Source organism: Bacteroides faecium (genome assembly GCF_012113595.1).
In the GTDB taxonomy this organism is placed as follows: Bacteria; Bacteroidota; Bacteroidia; order Bacteroidales; family Bacteroidaceae; genus Bacteroides; species Bacteroides faecium.
The window spans coordinates 6,049,119-6,064,943 of the sequence record NZ_CP050831.1 but is presented as its reverse complement, the minus strand read 5'-3'; the positions used below and the strand labels follow the sequence as shown (position 1 = coordinate 6,064,943).

The 15,825-nt window shown below is 43.5% G+C and carries 14 protein-coding genes and 1 tRNA gene; 4 read left to right on the top strand and 11 right to left on the bottom strand.

The window, feature by feature from the left end:
• Positions 1–8: 8 nt before the first annotated feature.
• Entirely contained in the window at positions 9–3,320 is a 3,312-nt protein-coding gene (locus BacF7301_RS23095; RefSeq protein WP_167966536.1) for a SusC/RagA family TonB-linked outer membrane protein, read from the bottom strand.
• A 254-nt stretch (positions 3,321–3,574) separates the two neighbouring features.
• Positions 3,575–4,597, bottom strand: coding sequence for a FecR domain-containing protein (locus tag BacF7301_RS23090; RefSeq protein WP_167966535.1), 1,023 nt, complete (start codon positions 4,595–4,597; stop codon positions 3,575–3,577).
• A 103-nt stretch (positions 4,598–4,700) separates the two neighbouring features.
• Between BacF7301_RS23090 and BacF7301_RS23085 the strand changes: the two genes are divergently transcribed.
• Positions 4,701–5,288, top strand: a complete 588-nt coding sequence (locus BacF7301_RS23085) for an RNA polymerase sigma-70 factor (RefSeq protein ID WP_167966533.1) — start codon at positions 4,701–4,703, stop codon at positions 5,286–5,288.
• Positions 5,289–5,319: 31 nt separating this feature from the next.
• Here the strand turns inward: BacF7301_RS23085 and BacF7301_RS23080 are convergent, their stop codons facing one another.
• Positions 5,320–6,468: an endonuclease/exonuclease/phosphatase family protein gene (locus tag BacF7301_RS23080; RefSeq protein WP_167966531.1), complete on the bottom strand. Its 1,149-nt coding sequence runs from the start codon at positions 6,466–6,468 to the stop codon at positions 5,320–5,322.
• A complete protein-coding gene (locus tag BacF7301_RS23075; RefSeq protein ID WP_167966529.1) occupies positions 6,449–7,909 on the bottom strand; it encodes an aminoacyl-histidine dipeptidase in 1,461 nt (486 codons plus the stop codon). Before BacF7301_RS23075 ends, BacF7301_RS23080 begins: the two co-directional genes overlap by 20 nt.
• A 135-nt stretch (positions 7,910–8,044) precedes the next feature.
• Between BacF7301_RS23075 and BacF7301_RS23070 the strand changes: the two genes are divergently transcribed.
• Positions 8,045–8,278, top strand: coding sequence for a hypothetical protein (locus BacF7301_RS23070; RefSeq protein WP_167966527.1), 234 nt, complete (start codon positions 8,045–8,047; stop codon positions 8,276–8,278).
• Positions 8,279–8,305: 27 nt separating this feature from the next.
• Positions 8,306–8,908, top strand: a complete 603-nt coding sequence (locus BacF7301_RS23065; protein WP_167966525.1) for an OmpH/Skp family outer membrane protein — start codon at positions 8,306–8,308, stop codon at positions 8,906–8,908.
• Positions 8,909–9,030: 122 nt separating this feature from the next.
• Here the strand turns inward: BacF7301_RS23065 and BacF7301_RS23060 are convergent, their stop codons facing one another.
• A complete protein-coding gene (locus tag BacF7301_RS23060; protein ID WP_167966523.1) occupies positions 9,031–9,372 on the bottom strand; it encodes a hypothetical protein in 342 nt (113 codons plus the stop codon).
• A 3-nt stretch (positions 9,373–9,375) separates the two neighbouring features.
• A complete protein-coding gene (locus BacF7301_RS23055) occupies positions 9,376–9,672 on the bottom strand; it encodes an FtsB family cell division protein (RefSeq protein WP_044653844.1) in 297 nt (98 codons plus the stop codon).
• Between the two features lie 161 nt (positions 9,673–9,833).
• On the opposite strand from BacF7301_RS23055, the gene BacF7301_RS23050 reads away from it, so the two are divergent.
• Positions 9,834–11,711 carry a DNA polymerase III subunit gamma/tau gene (locus tag BacF7301_RS23050; RefSeq protein ID WP_167966521.1) on the top strand — a complete coding sequence of 626 codons (1,878 nt, stop codon included), beginning with the start codon at positions 9,834–9,836 and terminating at the stop codon, positions 11,709–11,711.
• Between the two features lie 80 nt (positions 11,712–11,791).
• Here BacF7301_RS23050 and BacF7301_RS23045 read toward each other — a convergent pair whose 3' ends face one another.
• From BacF7301_RS23045 to BacF7301_RS23025, 5 genes are all read right to left on the bottom strand, one after another.
• A complete protein-coding gene (locus BacF7301_RS23045) occupies positions 11,792–12,025 on the bottom strand; it encodes a PspC domain-containing protein (protein ID WP_167966519.1) in 234 nt (77 codons plus the stop codon).
• Between the two features lie 96 nt (positions 12,026–12,121).
• Positions 12,122–12,197, bottom strand: a tRNA-His gene (locus tag BacF7301_RS23040).
• 64 nt (positions 12,198–12,261) lie between these two features.
• The gene (locus BacF7301_RS23035) at positions 12,262–13,416 is read right to left on the bottom strand and encodes a CapA family protein (protein WP_167966517.1); all 1,155 of its coding nucleotides are present in this window, start codon (positions 13,414–13,416) and stop codon (positions 12,262–12,264) included.
• Positions 13,413–14,294: a bifunctional methylenetetrahydrofolate dehydrogenase/methenyltetrahydrofolate cyclohydrolase FolD gene (gene folD / locus BacF7301_RS23030; protein ID WP_167966515.1), complete on the bottom strand. Its 882-nt coding sequence runs from the start codon at positions 14,292–14,294 to the stop codon at positions 13,413–13,415. Before folD ends, BacF7301_RS23035 begins: the two co-directional genes overlap by 4 nt.
• Positions 14,295–14,429: 135 nt before the next feature.
• Positions 14,430–15,812, bottom strand: a complete 1,383-nt coding sequence (locus BacF7301_RS23025) for a cytochrome c peroxidase (protein ID WP_167966513.1) — start codon at positions 15,810–15,812, stop codon at positions 14,430–14,432.
• Positions 15,813–15,825: the final 13 nt, after the last annotated feature.

Genomic DNA, 15,825 nt, shown 5'->3' with positions numbered 1-15,825 from the left:
TTATCGTTTTAAAAATCCAGTTTGACATTGAACCCTACATAGCGGGTAGAAGGCGAACTCAGATTATCCGAATCGCCGTCAGGATCGGTGAAACGGAACTCTTTTGTCCAGATAAGTAAGTTTTGTCCTACAAAAGCGAGTGACAGACCTTTCATGTGTAGTTTCTCACAAATGGATTTTGGCATTTGATAGGTAATGGAAAGGTCACGTAACTTAAAGAATGTCTCATCAAACACGTTTTGACTGGTAACGGTACGTGCGGACGGATTCAATGTTTTTGTATATGTTTCGTAGGATACTTTCACATCATTAGGAGCAAATACACGATTGTCGAATGTAATCTTACCATCAGAGTCATACTCAACTTTGCCAGAAACTATTTTGACGCCTTTCCCTATATAATTGGTTTGACGATTGACTACCTCGTCATATCTCCATTCGTTGTCTGAGTCTATATGTGCTCCGGAATTCCACATGCCCTGATTCGTTTTTGAATGTGCCAGTCCTCCTACGCGTCCATCAAAGGAGAAAGAGAGAGTTATATTTTTAAAAGAGACAGTGTTGCTCCATCCCCATATCCAGTCCGGATATTCATAACCCATGACAGACTGATACTGGCTTTGTTTAGGATAACCTCCATAATTAATGATATTTCCTTCCGGATCCCGTTCCCAGTCATAGACGCCATACCAGTCCCAACGTTTACCGGCTGCTACCCATGGTTTCTGTGTGGAATATTTAGGGTCAACTTTGGTGTAATACCAGCGGTCGCGTGACCAATTGAAAGTAGATTCCCAGTTCCAGTCTTTTGTGCGGATAATGTTGCCGGATAGTGTGAGTTCTACTCCTCTTCCTACATATTCTTCGTCAATATTGATCAATGTGGAACTAAAACCTGATGCACTACTGATACCGGCACTTCGGGTGAGATTATAATATAGCTTATTATAATAGGTGAAATCTATTTTCAGGCGATTTCCGAAGAAGTGTGCAGCCGTACCGATTTCATAAGAACGGGTAGCTGACGGTTTAACTGCCATGCCACGGATGGATGAAGGATAGTAAGCGGCACTTTCGCCATTCCATAAATCAGTTGAAACACTATAAGTGTTGTTTGTATCATATACTCCCAAATCACTTTTGGTCACGGTCCATGCTCCTCTGACTTTCCAAAAATCAATAAATTTAGGCATTGGAATGAATTGGGACATCACCACACTACTTGCTACTGATGGATAGAAATAGGAGCGAGTTTCTGACGGTAATGTAGATGACCAGTCGTTACGAGCTGTAACGTCTAAGAACAAAGTACTCTTCCAGGATACAGATGCTTTACCGTAGATACTGGTAGTTAGTTTTTTTGTAATTCCACTAGTTGTCTTTAGTGGGTCTACAGAGCTTTTCAATGAGTAATATCCGGGGATACTTAATCCATTCTGTGTTTGAGACAGGATATTGTCGCTCTTCCAATAATAGATTGTACCTCCGATGAAACCGTCCACGTTGAAATCGCCAAACTTATGATCGGCTGAAAGCATCAAGTCATTATTAAGGCTATATCCACCCAGGCGCTGCAAAGCGTAATATCCTAATTTGTCCCATCCTCCTAAAGCACTTATCGGATTACGCCACTCTTTCTTTTGTGAGTAGGAGTCTAAACCGGAACGTAACGAGAGTTTCAACCAGGAAGTAAAATCATAATTGGCAGAAAGATATCCATTGATCAGATCATAATCACTGCTTGATATAATTTCATAAGCAGTTATATAAGGATTATCGTACCATTCAGTATCCATCCAGTTTTGTTGTTCGTCTGTTTTTATCCAGTAATCTTTATAGTCGCGTATATCATATTCCGGACCAGACCAAATGAGTAAGTTATATAAAAATCCAGCGCTACTATAACCGGAACCAGTGTCATTTGGATAGAAACGTTTGTTGTAGGTAAGTCCGCCTTCAAAAGAGAACTTTTTCCATTTCATATCTCCTGAAACCGAATATGTAATTTTATTTAGTTTTTGATTAGGATACTGTCCTTTGTTATATACATGCGTTAATGAAGTGCGTACACTTCCGTATTTACCTTTTTGTGCTACACTTACATTATTGTTGGTAATCAAGCTCAACTCCTGGAAATTTTTCAGATTGTTCTTTCCTTTTGAAACCAACGGCATTTCCACAAATTCATGTGTATACGGATCATATTGTTCTGCTGTGCGGCCAATATCCAGTTTATCTCCCCACACATAGCTACCTCCTGTTCTATAATAACCTCCGGAACCGGTACTGTATGCGCTCTGTACTTCAGGTTTTTTCAGATAGCCTGCGGCGAACATTGTGCTACTGTTCACTGTAACTGTCAGTCCTTCCTTACTTCCTTTCTTGGTTGTAATCATCACCGCACCTGCTCCTCCGCGTGCACCATATAGTGCAGAAGCGGTAGCTCCTTTCAATACGTCTATAGATTCGATGTCGTCAGCCGCTATGTCATTCAATCCTACATTTCCATAAGGTACTCCGTCGATGACTAAAAGGGGAGAAGAGGCACGAAGTGAAAGTGAAGGTGACGTGTTAAATTCTGTACTATTCTTTACGTTTAACCCCGCAATCTTACCGGTCAGCGAAGTGGCTACGTTTACGTTCTTGACTGTAGACAGTTTATCTCCATCTACCTTTTGCACTGCATATCCCAATGCCTTTTCTTCACGCTTGATACCTAAGGCAGTCACAACGACTTCTTCCAACGCTGCTGCATTTTCTTCCAGGCGTATATTGAGTAAAGTTGCATTATTAACTGTAATTTCTTTAGTCTGGTATCCGATATAAGAAATAGTAAGGGTACTTTGGGTTCCTACAGAAAGTGAGAAGTTACCTTCTATATCCGTAATTGTCCCATTTCCGGCAGTTCCTTTTTCTTTGATATTTGCGCCGATAATGGGTTCACCGTTTTTATCTTTCACCGTTCCTTTTATTCTTTTATTTTGCTGTTGTTGAGCTAACTCATTGTTTTCCAAAATAGCTTTAGGAGATAGTATAATACTATTTTCCAGTACTTGGTATCCGATATTAGTTCCTGCAAACAATTGGTTCAGTACTTGTTTGATTTCCGTTTGATTGCTTTTTATGCTTACTTTTCGTGAAATATCGACCTGTTTATTATTGTAGAAGAAATGATAATCAGATTGTTTTTCAATTTCGTCCAGTACTTTTTGTAAACTGCTGTTATTTACGTTTAAGGTAACGCGTGCTGATTGAGCATGGCTATTAATTGCGAGTGTCAGACTTGCAAATGCAAACAACATTATTACTGATAATTTCATACACAATGGTGTTTCTTTCAGGAATTTGAATATATTCATTTTCCTGAAAAGTTGGAAGTTCAAATAATAAATCATAGATTTGTAATGAATTTGATTAAAAAAATTGCTATAGACATCATACTTGTCGCCAAACAAGTATACTGTAGGTTTTTCATACGGAAAAATACGCCAATATTTTTCCGTATGTTTTTTTGTTTTTCAAGGAGGGTGTGTTGTCATATGCATGTTCATTTAGGGTTAAGTATTAGAGTGAATTAATAAAGTTCGATTCGCGTTTTCTTTTCTATAGATTCATCCTGGCCTTTCTTTGGTTCCAGAAATTTATACTGTATCTCTGCTGCCAGCCTGAAGTGCTCCAGAATGAGAGGTAAATGCTGGCTGTCGAATACCCCGGTGAAAGAACTATTATATAAGGTGGAATCTTTCACAATGAATTCGGCATTGAATCGTTTGCTCAGTATTTTGAGCGCTTCGCTCAATGGAGTATTTCTGAATACCACCTCTCCATCTTTCCATGCGGTATAAGTCCGTACATACAGAACTTCTGTTTTAGTCTCCTTCGTTTTCGGATTATAGGCAAATTCTTCGTTAGGTTTAATCACGTGTGATTGTTCTCTATTGTCTTTACCGAGAAAGGACAGTCGGACTGAGCCGGAAACGAGTGTTGTTTTAACTACACTATCTTTCTGATATGCTTCTATATTGAACTCCGTACCTAACACTTCAGTTTGGATTTGGAAAGGAGTTGTGACAATGAATCTTTTGCTCTTGTCTTTGCATACAGAGAAATAAGCTTCTCCATTCAGCTCGACACTGCGGGTATCATTCTCAAATTTTACCGGATATTTGAGAGAAGAGCCGGAGTTCAACCAAACTTTCGATCCGTCCGGCAAATCGGTAACAGCCACCATCCCCGGATTCGTTTTGAGTATTACATATTCGGTAGGGGTGCTTTTTAGCGTTAGATATAAACTGACCGCAAGTAAAGGAATTGCCAGACAGGCTGCAATACGTTGTCCCCACATAAACCATGAAGCTGTCTTCTGATGCTTGTGTATCTTGTTTCTTACTTTTTCAAAAGCTGTAGGAGCATCTATTTGTTTCATATAATTTAAAGTGTCTGCTGCGCGGTATAGTTGGTATATGTCGCGGGCAATTTTCTCATTATCTTCTGATAAATGTATCCATTCTTCAACTTCCTTTCGGTGCTCTGGAGAAAGTTCACCTGTAAAGTAGTTGAGTAAAACTGACTCATTGATGTAATCTGAATTGTTCATATTTCCTGCTTTTATAGATATGACTAACGAAAGAGAAAAACTCCTATTCAAAAAATGACTTTTTTTCAGAAATAATAGTATTTTTGCTGAAAACAAGACTGATATGCATAGTGACACTTTCGATACGGCGACTGATGAGAATCTTTTTTTTCATGTTCAACAGGGACGTGAAGATGCATTTGAAGCACTTTTTCTCAAATATTATCCTTCACTTTGTGCGTATGCCCGCATGTTTGTTGAGCAGAATGACGGACAGGAAATTGTTTCGGATGTCATGGTCTGGTTGTGGGAGAATAAAGAGATGCAAACCTTTGAATTTTCTTTGAAAAGTTATTTGTTCAGAGCGGTTAAGAACCGTTGCCTGACACTTATTAGGCATAACCAGGTGAAACAAAGGGTGGAAGAGGTTATTTTCAATAACTTGCAGCCGCAATATGATGATCCGGATTTCTATATTGTTGATGAACTGACTCAAAAAATAGAAGAAGCATTGGCTAATCTTCCTGATAAAGTGCGCGAAACATTCGAAATGAATCGTTTTCAGGACTTGACTTATAATGAAATAGCTGAGCGTCTCGGTGTTTCTCCTAAAACTGTAGATGCCCGGATTCAGCAAGCCTTGAAATTGTTGCGTATTAGTTTGAAAGACTATTTGCCTTTGGTAATTCCCCTTCTGATGAAAATGCAGTGAACAATAACTATAAGGATTGATTTAGTTCCAGTTAATATAAAATCAGTTCGAAATCAGTGTAAATAGGCAAATGGTCGCTGATACCGCCTTGATACTTCATTCCCTTATAAGTGCGGAAAGGCTCTCTATCACCGTATTTCTTATCCTCAATTAGTAAAAAGGGGAGAAGGCAGACATTTGCTTTTTCCTCACTGGTGAAGAACTCACCGGATTGATTCAATAAAGCGCCGGATACAATCAAGTGGTCGAGCAATCCCCATTCGCCTCGATATTTGTAAGAACCGAAATCTTTGGATTTGGCTTTTCGGGCGAGTAGATGATAGAGTTTCAATGGAGATAAGGTAGGGGATGGCGCTTCCGCTTCCAGTACTTCCCGAATTGATTTATTAGTCGGATAGTCATTAAAATCTCCCATGATGATAACTTGTGGATGAAGCCGTTTGTACAGAATACTATCCGCTTCCGTTCGTAGAATTTGAGCTGCATGAAGCCGGTAAGGTTCGGACTCTTTCGCTCCGCCCGAACGACTTGGGAGATGACAGACAAATACATCCAGCGTATCTCCTGTCAGTAATAAACCGCTGACGTGCAATAAATCTCTTGTCGGACGATGTTGGTTGAAAGGAGGAATAGAGATAGAACGGGAAGATAATAATTTGAATAAATCCCGTTGATAAAGCAGAGCTACATCAATACCTCTTAAATCGGGAGAACTCGTCATGACATAACGGTAACCAAGTTCTTTTAAAGGAGAGCGGCGGGTGAGGTCACGCAGTACCGTATCATTTTCCACTTCACAAAGACCTACGAGGGCGGGCGGATTCCATTCACCGGCTGCCGTGATGACACGTGCAATATCAGCCAGCTTCTTTTTGTATCTACTGTAATTCCAGTGGCGCATTGCGTCGGGAAGAAATTCGCGGTCATTCTTTAGGCTGTCGTGATGAGTGTCGAACAGGTTTTCTATATTCCAGCTTACGACGCGAAAAGGGACTTTTTCTTGGAAGAGAGAATCTTGCTTGTAATGAGAATCTTGTGCTATAATATAAGAAGGAGTAAGAAAGCTGATGCCCGATAAGCCCATAACAAAAAAGAGTATGGTAATAGCTACTCTTTTTTCACTATTACCATAACTATTGATTCGTTGACTTGTCTGTCTGTTATTTCTTGGCAGGAACATGTACCAGAATATCCAGTAAGTGCTTCCAGAACTTATCTACAGTAGGAATAAGCATCCGCTCGTCGGGAGAGTGTACACCGGTAAGAGTCGGTCCGAAAGAAATCATATCCAATGCCGGATATTTGTCAAGGAACAAGCCACATTCCAATCCGGCATGAATAGCTTTCACTTTGGCATCTACGCCAAATAAACGCTTATAAGATTCGGCTGCCACTTCGAGAATAGCCGAATGCGGGTTTGGTTTCCATCCCGGATAACCTTCACCGAAGGTAACGTCCGCTCCTGCCAACAGGAATACGGCACGTACAGTATTCGCCATATCATTGCGTGCAGACAAAATAGAACTGCGCTGGCTGGTTTCGATGCGGATGATGTTATTCGGTTTCATCTTCACAGAAGCAAGATTAGTAGATGTCTCCACCAATCCCGGAATATCCTGGCTCATTGCGTATACACCATGAGGAGCGGCATACAATGCTTTCAGTAAACGATCGGTTGTGCTCTGGTCGATAGCGGTCTTGCGAGGATTTTCCGATTCAAGAACCAACTTCAAGTCCGGTTCAACAATGGATAATTCATCTTCCATTTCACTGGCAAAGATATTCAGTTCAGTACGAATATCGTGTTTTGCGTCTTCGGGCACAGCGCAGATAGCATACGCTTCACGCGGAATAGCGTTACGCAGATTACCGCCGTTGATTTCGCAAAGATACAAGTCATGATTGTTGGCTATACGGGTAAGATAACGATTCAGAATCTTGTTGGCATTTCCCCGTCCCAAGTGGATATCACCACCGGAATGACCGCCTTTCAGTCCTTTCACTTCCACCTTGAAGAAGAAATATCCGGCAGGAACCTCTATCTCCTTATAGGTAAACTGTGCCACGGAATCAATACCACCGGCACATCCGATAAAGATTTCCCCTTCGTCCTCAGAATCGAGGTTCAGGAGAATATCACCACTCATGAAACCCTCTTTCAAGGCAAAAGCTCCCGTCAGTCCTGTTTCTTCGTCTACGGTGAACAAACATTCCAACGGTCCGTGTTCGATGGTGTCGTCGGCAAGGATAGCCAGTTCGGTAGCCACACCGATACCGTTGTCCGCTCCGAGAGTCGTTCCTTTGGCTTTCAGCCATTCTCCGTCTATTTCAGTTTCGATAGGGTCGGTGAGGAAGTCGTGCTGAACGTCGTTGTTCTTTTCGCACACCATGTCGATATGCGATTGCAGTATGACAGTTTGCAGATTCTCTTTACCCGGAGTAGCAGGCTTTTTAATCAATATGTTGCCAACCTCATCTACGTTGGTTTCAAGATTATGTTTAGCTCCGAATGCCTTCAGATAGGCAATCATTTTCTCTTCCTTCTTTGAAGGGCGCGGCACCTGGCAGATTTCTTCGAAATACTTGAATACGCCAGCCGGCTTTAAGTCTTTTTTTTCCATGCTGTTTTCTTTTTTATAATAAGGAATAGAAGGGTGGTTTTGGTTTCTTCTATTGCTAAATATGGTTAATTTGATTGGCTTATCTGAACTCATATCTCATTAAAGCCTATCTTTGCACTCACAAAATTAATAGAAATGGTTGAGACTATACTGATAACTTTGTTAATAGTTGCTATTTCCCTGGCATTATTAGGGGTGAAAGTATTCTTTACGAAGGGTGGGAAGTTCCCGAATGGCCACGTGAGCGGGAATAAAACGTTGCGTAAGAAAGGTATCGGATGTGCACAGTCTCAGGATAGGGAAGCACAAAAGAAACCACGTTTTTCTATTGATGAGTTGGAAAAAGCCTTGAACGATAGTATGAATTAAATTTTTAAAAAACAATACTTATAGATTATGAATAGAATGAACTACCTCATGAATGGTTTGGCTGCTCTTGCGTTTATCGTTTTATTTTCACAATGTGCCGGCAAAGCTGATAATCAAACTACTACTGCTCCGTCTCAGTCTAACGCCGAATTGTCAGGAATGAAAATTGCCTATGTTGAAATCGATTCGCTGCTTGCTAAATACAACTTCTGTATTGACTTGAATGAGGCGATGGTAAAGAAGAGCGAAAATGTACGTATGACATTGAACCAAAAGATGACCTCTTTGAATAAAGAAAAACAAGACTTCCAGAAGAAAGTTGAGAATAATGCATTCTTGTCACAAGACAGAGCTCAACAGGAATACAACCGTTTGGTGAAGTTGGAACAAGACCTTCAGGAATTGAGCAACAAACTTCAGAATGGTCTGATGGAAGAAAATAACAAGAATAGCTTGCAGTTCCGCGATTCTATCAATGCTTTCCTGAAAGAGTATAACAAGACTCACGGATACAGCTTAATCTTTAGCAACACAGGTTTCGACAACCTGCTTTATGCTGACAGCACATTCAACATTACAAAAGAAATTGTAGACGGGTTGAATGCAAGATATTCTCCGGTAAAGAAATAATAAACAAAATATATTGTTAATATTCAGTATTCCGCTCTTTGTATAAAGGAGTGGAATATAAAAGGAAAAATTTTGTTTGTGTTGGTGCCTGTTCAAGACTGTGAAGCTATGAGCAGGCTTTTTTATGCCCTTTCCTTTTCTTCTTCCTGCGGGATACGGAAAGCAGTGTAAAGTTCGAGTATAGCGGCGATAGTTAGACAGGCAATCCACTCATTTCCACGTGTGGTGAACATGAAAGCTCCGGTCAGTATGAGAGCCAATGCTCCGAATATCTGCTGGATGCGCAGGCGTTTCAGTGTTTTGCTTTTCCCTTTGACGGGTGTGTTCACCTGTGCCAATGCGATGAATCCGGCTCCGATGGTGTAGATATAGGGAGCATACATCCATCCGGTGATAAATACGGCAGCTCCGGCAAGAGCCATGACAGCTCCGACGACGAAAAGGGCGGGTACTAATTGTTTCATTCTTTATTCTTCAAAAACGTAAATATCTTCGTTGGGTTTCTTCATCAGATACTTCTCACGGGCAATCTGCTCAATGGCATCCGGATTGGTGCTTATTTCATTGAGACGTTTCGTATTCTCCTCATAATCCGCCCGGTACTTTTCTATTTCTTCTTTCAGTTGACTGATTTCACGCTCATATCCGAAACGGCGAACCAAACTGTTCTCGTCCAGAAAACCTATGATGACAGCAAATGCAACGACCGTAATAAGATACTTACGTCTGCATATGAAATTCCAAATACTGATTAGTTTACCCATAACTTCTCCTTATTAATATTCGCATTAATATCCGCAAAGATAAAACTAATAACTTAAAAACTTATCGCTTCGGCTTCAAAACTTCTCTCTCTATCCCTTATTACTTATCACTTTTTTGTGTACATTTGCAGCAAAAGCAAAAAACAGAGAGAATCCCGGATATGGAAAACTATATTGTATCAGCCCGTAAGTACCGTCCATCCACGTTCGAGTCAGTGGTAGGTCAGCGGGCGCTGACCACTACGCTGAAAAATGCGATTGCCACTCAAAAACTCGCTCATGCTTATTTGTTCTGCGGGCCGCGTGGGGTAGGAAAGACTACTTGCGCGCGTATCTTTGCCAAGACCATAAACTGTATGACGCCCACCGCCGATGGCGAGGCTTGCAACCAATGCGAATCTTGCGTGGCGTTCAACGAACAGCGTTCGTACAATATCCACGAACTTGATGCCGCATCCAATAACTCGGTAGACGACATCCGCCAGTTGGTGGAACAGGTACGCATTCCGCCACAGATCGGCAAGTATAAAGTATATATCATCGACGAGGTGCATATGCTTTCCGCATCTGCTTTCAACGCATTCTTGAAAACGTTGGAAGAACCGCCCCGTCATGCTATCTTCATTTTGGCTACGACAGAGAAGCATAAGATTCTTCCCACCATCCTTTCCCGTTGCCAGATTTACGACTTCAACCGGATTAGTGTGGAAGATACGGTGAATCATTTGTCATACGTCGCTTCGAAAGAAGCCATCACCGCAGAGCCGGAAGCATTGAATGTGATAGCGCTGAAAGCGGACGGTGGTATGCGTGATGCTCTGTCTATCTTCGACCAGGTAGTGAGTTTCACGGGTGGAAACATCACGTATAAGAGCGTGATTGATAATCTGAATGTACTTGATTATGAATATTATTTCCGTCTGACGGATTGCTTCCTTGAGAATAAGGTAAGCGATGCGTTGCTGCTTTTCAATGATATATTGAATAAAGGCTTTGACGGAAGCCACTTTATAACTGGCTTGTCCTCTCATTTCCGTGACTTGCTGGTGGCCAAAGATGCGGTGACCTTGCCTTTGCTGGAAGTAGGGGCGAGCATACGCCAACGTTATCAGGAGCAGGCGCAGAAATGTCCGTTGCCTTTCCTGTATCGGGCGATGAAGCTCTGTAATGAATGTGATTTGAATTACCGCATCAGCAAGAACAAGCGTTTGCTGGTAGAACTGACCTTGATACAGGTTGCACAGCTTACCACCGAGGGGGATGACGGTAGTGGTGGGCGTAGCCCTAAGAAGACTATAAAACCCGTATTCACTCAGCCTGCCGCAGCTCAGCAGCCGCAGGTCGCTTCTGCAACCTCAGCTCAGCAGAATCCTGTTCATTCGTCTCCGTCGTCAACTACTTCAACGCAAGCTGTCGGAAATGCTAATGCTGCCCGGCAACAACAGGCAACGCCTGCGGTGTCACAACATGTGTCTCCTTACCCGAATGCGACTTCTTCCGCTCCGTCACAAGGAGCAGGAGCTCCCCAAACGGTGAGGGAAGAACAGCGGAAAGTTCCGGTGATGAAGATGTCCAGTCTGGGTGTGTCTATCAAGAATCCGCAGCGTGGGCAGGAGACTCAGAATACGGCTGCAACTGCCGCTCCTAAGGTGCAGATGCAACCGGAAGAGGATTTGATATTCAACGACCGTGACCTGAACTATTATTGGCAGGAATATGCAGCACAATTGCCGAAAGAGCAGGATGCGCTAATGAAGCGTATGCAGATGCTTCGTCCGGCATTATTCAAAAACTCGACGACTTTTGAAGTTGTAGTGGATAATGAAATGGCGGCGAAAGACTTTACCGCCTTGATTCCTGAATTGCAGGAATACCTTCGTGGCCGGTTGAGAAATAGCCAGGTAGCGATGAAAGTGCGGGTCAGTGAAGCGGCAGAAACGATACGTCCGGTGGGACGTGTAGAGAAATTCCAGATGATGGCACAGAAGAACCAGGCTTTGATGCAACTGAAAGAGGAATTCGGACTTGAATTATATTAGTCTTTTGTGAAGAAACCATATAAAATGAGCCTTGCCCGATTGGTTGTCATTTGACAAAGAATCGGGCAAGGCTTTTGTTTTTAATGGAGTCTGTCATTCATGCGGTCTTCGTATCCGTCTGACGGCATTTTTGCCGGCATTACAATCCATAAGATGATGTATATGATTACTCCGGCGAAAGCAGTAAAGAATGTAGCCAATACATATACTATTCTCAATAAAGTCGGATCCCAGCCGAAATACTCTGCAATTCCGGCACATACCCCCGCAATCATGCGGTTGGAAGAGCGGGTTAGTTTCTTGTTATTTTCCATATATGGTATAAATTTTAGTGCGAATATCGGTACAAATATACTCTGCCAACAAAGAAAAAGTCCTTATAAGCATCTAACTTACAAGGACTTCTCTTTGGGTGGAAGACCGGACTCGAACCGGCGACATTCAGAACCACAATCTGACGCTCTAACCAACTGAACTACATCCACCATGTCTGCGTTTCTCTAACGCGGTGCAAAGATAGATATTATCTTTTAATCTCCAAAAGATTCTACTACTTTTTTTCGTAAAAAGTATATTCTTTTATTCCCCGATTGTGCTTGCTGAAAAGGGTTCGCGCATCATTCGTGAAGATTTTCAGAGAGTTACGTGCTTGTAAAGGAATTGAATCAGCCGGCAGGTTGACGGGGAGTAATTGATGATTTTTTTTCCCAGATTGCATCGGGCGGGCAGTCCATACCAAACTGTATTCACAATTATTGAGACGTGTGGTACTATCTTTTACTAATTCCATCCTTACCATAAGTCCGCCATCCGTGCGACGGGCAGACATATTGGAGATAAAATTCCCTAGTGAATAGACAACAAGATGCTTGTCGTTTGTCAGGCTGTCCGTACGGACTTCGATGGGTTGTACGACGTGCGGATGCGAACCGATTACGTGGTCGACACCTTTTCGGAGCAGCCAATCGGCGAGGAACTTCTGCTCTTTGTCCGGCAGGGATTGATATTCTATCCCCCAATGCATGCAGGCGATGATTGCGTCCGGATTCAGGGCTTTGCCGGCTTCTATATCTTTTGCGATAATCGCCGTGTCGATATAGTTCACGATGTTGGGCGGGGTGACGGGGATTCCGTTTGTGCCATACGTGTAATTGAGCAGGGCGATACGGAATCCGTTTTTCTCTAATAGGAGAGGGTATTCTTTTTCGCGTGCTTTGGAGTTGATATACGTTCCGGCATGAGGAATCTTCAATGTGTCGATTAGTTGGATGGTACGTTCCAATCCGGGCCTGCCGCGGTCGAGACTGTGGTTATTGGCAGTCACGAGGACATTGAATCCGGCATCATGGATGGCAGTCAGAAACTCGTCCGGTGCACTGAAAGCCGGATACCCTTTATAAGGTTTTCCGCCTAACGTGACTTCCAGGTTGGCGATGGCAAGGTCGGCTCTACTTATCTCTTCCTTGACATATTCGAAACAAGTGGAATAATCATAGCCTTTTGCAGTCCGTGCGGCATTGATTTGTCCTTGATGTTGCATCAAGTCTCCTACGAAAAGGAGCCGGAGCGTATCGGCAGGTATAATACTGTCAATGGCGGAAAGGCTGTCCGCTGAGGTAGTATTAATAGAATCTCTCCTTGCCTGCGACCGTGAGGTGCAGGACAGGGAGAGAAGCATGATTATCAGAAACAGTGTGTGCCTCATTGATAAATGGCTTTCTTACCGGCTAGGAGTGTGTTTTTCATTAACGATACAATCGTCATCGGCCCGACGCCGCCCGGTACGGGAGTGATGAATGAACACTTCGGAGCCACTTCATCAAACTTCACGTCGCCGGTCAGTTTGAATCCGGATTTCTTCGTAGCGTCCGGTACGCGGGTAGTACCTACGTCGATAACTACTGCGCCTTCTTTTACCATTTCGGCTTTCACGAAGTTGGGCTGTCCCAAAGCGGCGATAATAATATCAGCTTCCTGGCATTCTTTCACCAGGTCTTTGCTGCGGCTGTGGCATACGGTTACGGTAGCGTCACCCGGATAAGCCTTTTGCATCATCAGTGCAGCCATCGGTTTGCCGACGATGTTGCTGCGTCCGAGCACGACGCATTTCTTACCCGAAGTCTCTATTTCGTAGCGTTTCAGCAGTTCGAGGATACCGTTGGGAGTAGCGGACACATAGCAGGGAAGCCCGATAGACATACGCCCTACGTTTATCGGGTGGAAGCCGTCTACGTCTTTACGGTAATCGATTGTCTCAATTACTTTCTGCTCGGAGATATGTTTCGGTAACGGGAGTTGCACGATGAAGCCGTCCACATCGTCGTCCTCATTCAGTTCGCGCACTTTGGCTAGCAGTTCTTCCTCGGTCACGTCACTTTCGTAACGGATAAGTGAGGATTTGAATCCGCATACTTCGCAGGCTTTTACTTTGGCGGCCACATACGTTTCGCTGCCACCGTCGTGTCCTACAAGGATAGCTGCCAGGTGCGGGCGTTTTCCGCCATGAGCCACAATTTCGGCCACTTCGGCTGCAATCTCTTGTTTCACTTGTTCGGAAATGGCTTTTCCGTCTATCAGAGTCATATTTTCAGAGTATTTATTGGTGATGGGCAAAAGTAAAATAAATAACTGAACTGTCCAAAAAGATTGGAGTATAAAAAAAGAAGATGCCTCACCTGGCATCTTCTTTTGGTACGGAGAGAATATTTCTCTTATCGTTTAAATCATATTCTTATTGGTCAGTAACTTGCCTTTGTACTCTCCTGTCAGTGTGCGAAGAAAACCGACGATTTTGTCTACTTCCGGTTGCGGCAAGTCAATGCCTAACTGATACTTGGCCATAGCGCGGACGGCATCGTCCATGGTAGCCATGCTGCCGTCGTGGAAGTAAGGAGCAGTGAGTTCGATATTTCTCAAGCCGGGGACTTTGAAACGGTGACGGTCGCGTTCTGCCTGCGTCTGTTTGAACCGTCCGTTGTCTTCTTCGGTCATTTCCGCTTGTCGTTCGGCAAAATAATCCCCTTTCACACCGATTAGCTCGTAAGACTGTCCGCCCAGGATTTCTCCTACGTGGCAAGTGGCGCAATCGTATTTCTTGAAAAGCTCGTATCCGGCAAGCTCATCTGTGCTGATAGCATCTTTCTGACCTTTCAGATAACGGTCGAAACGTGAGTTGGGAGTCAGCAGTGTCTTTTCAAACTCCTCAATTGCGTTTGTGATATTCTTTTCGCTGAGCCCGTCGGGATATACTTCATTGAATGCCAGAACAAAGTTTTTGTCTTCTGCCAGTTTGTCGATAATCTGATTGAAAGATTCGCAAGCCATTTCTACCGGATTCAACGGGGGGCCGGCAGCTTGTTCGGCAAGTGTTCCGGCACGTCCGTCCCAGAACTGGACGAAATTGTAGGCTGCATTGTAGACTGTCGGGGCATTCACACCACCAAACTGTCCGCCTACGCCTTCAGAATATTGCTTGTTGTCTACGCCACCGGTATCCAATCCGTGGCAACTGGCACAGGATACGGTATTGTCAGCCGACAGGCGGGTGTCGTGGTATAACAAATCTCCAAGCACCACCTTGCGTACGTCCACTGCGATAGAGTCGGCGATAGGGCGAACCGGTTCGTTGATAAAGTCGGGGGCAACCGCTACGTCCGTGTATAGCCCCATGCGGTGGTTCTTTACCCAACTGAGTGCCACTTCTTTTTTGGCATCATTGAAAGAAGCCCCCCAGTGTACGAGATAGTACTTTGCCTGCGGCATTTTTCCGTCAAGGATTACTTTCTCTACTTTTGCCAGGTCTACCGGATTGAGAGGACGGCCTTCTTTCAAATCTTTCTCCATCTGAGTCATGTCGAAAGCACGGTAAGCGTTGCTGACATCTTCCATCACGATTTTTCCGGCAACGGGCATGCTTGCGTAGAACGGTAAATCGGGCGTCGATGTATGGCATCTCAGGCATCCTGCGTCCGTAATGATTTGCTGCATCTGTGCATTGGCTTCCATGTCGCTGGAAGGCACCCGGTGCATGAGCCGGTAGGTGACTGCCAGTGCTGCCACTACCACCAGCAGTGCTACGATTAGTTTTGTACTTTTTTTCATTTCACATTTGATT

What these genes read in the sequence shown, in the direction of transcription:
- BacF7301_RS23055 (WP_044653844.1), bottom strand. Translation starts at nt 9,672, where the DNA reads ATGGGTAAACTAATCAGTATTTGGAATTTCATATGCAGACGTAAGTAT.
- BacF7301_RS23025 (WP_167966513.1), bottom strand. Translation starts at nt 15,812, where the DNA reads ATGAAAAAAAGTACAAAACTAATCGTAGCACTGCTGGTGGTAGTGGCA.
- BacF7301_RS23070 (WP_167966527.1), top strand. Translation starts at nt 8,045, where the DNA reads ATGGTTGAGACTATACTGATAACTTTGTTAATAGTTGCTATTTCCCTG.
- BacF7301_RS23065 (WP_167966525.1), top strand. Translation starts at nt 8,306, where the DNA reads ATGAATAGAATGAACTACCTCATGAATGGTTTGGCTGCTCTTGCGTTT.
- BacF7301_RS23045 (WP_167966519.1), bottom strand. Translation starts at nt 12,025, where the DNA reads ATGGAAAATAACAAGAAACTAACCCGCTCTTCCAACCGCATGATTGCG.
- folD (WP_167966515.1), bottom strand. Translation starts at nt 14,294, where the DNA reads ATGACTCTGATAGACGGAAAAGCCATTTCCGAACAAGTGAAACAAGAG.
- BacF7301_RS23095 (WP_167966536.1), bottom strand. Translation starts at nt 3,320, where the DNA reads ATGAAATTATCAGTAATAATGTTGTTTGCATTTGCAAGTCTGACACTC.
- BacF7301_RS23080 (WP_167966531.1), bottom strand. Translation starts at nt 6,468, where the DNA reads ATGTTCCTGCCAAGAAATAACAGACAGACAAGTCAACGAATCAATAGT.
- BacF7301_RS23085 (WP_167966533.1), top strand. Translation starts at nt 4,701, where the DNA reads ATGCATAGTGACACTTTCGATACGGCGACTGATGAGAATCTTTTTTTT.
- BacF7301_RS23035 (WP_167966517.1), bottom strand. Translation starts at nt 13,416, where the DNA reads ATGAGGCACACACTGTTTCTGATAATCATGCTTCTCTCCCTGTCCTGC.
- BacF7301_RS23075 (WP_167966529.1), bottom strand. Translation starts at nt 7,909, where the DNA reads ATGGAAAAAAAAGACTTAAAGCCGGCTGGCGTATTCAAGTATTTCGAA.
- BacF7301_RS23050 (WP_167966521.1), top strand. Translation starts at nt 9,834, where the DNA reads ATGGAAAACTATATTGTATCAGCCCGTAAGTACCGTCCATCCACGTTC.
- BacF7301_RS23090 (WP_167966535.1), bottom strand. Translation starts at nt 4,597, where the DNA reads ATGAACAATTCAGATTACATCAATGAGTCAGTTTTACTCAACTACTTT.
- BacF7301_RS23060 (WP_167966523.1), bottom strand. Translation starts at nt 9,372, where the DNA reads ATGAAACAATTAGTACCCGCCCTTTTCGTCGTCGGAGCTGTCATGGCT.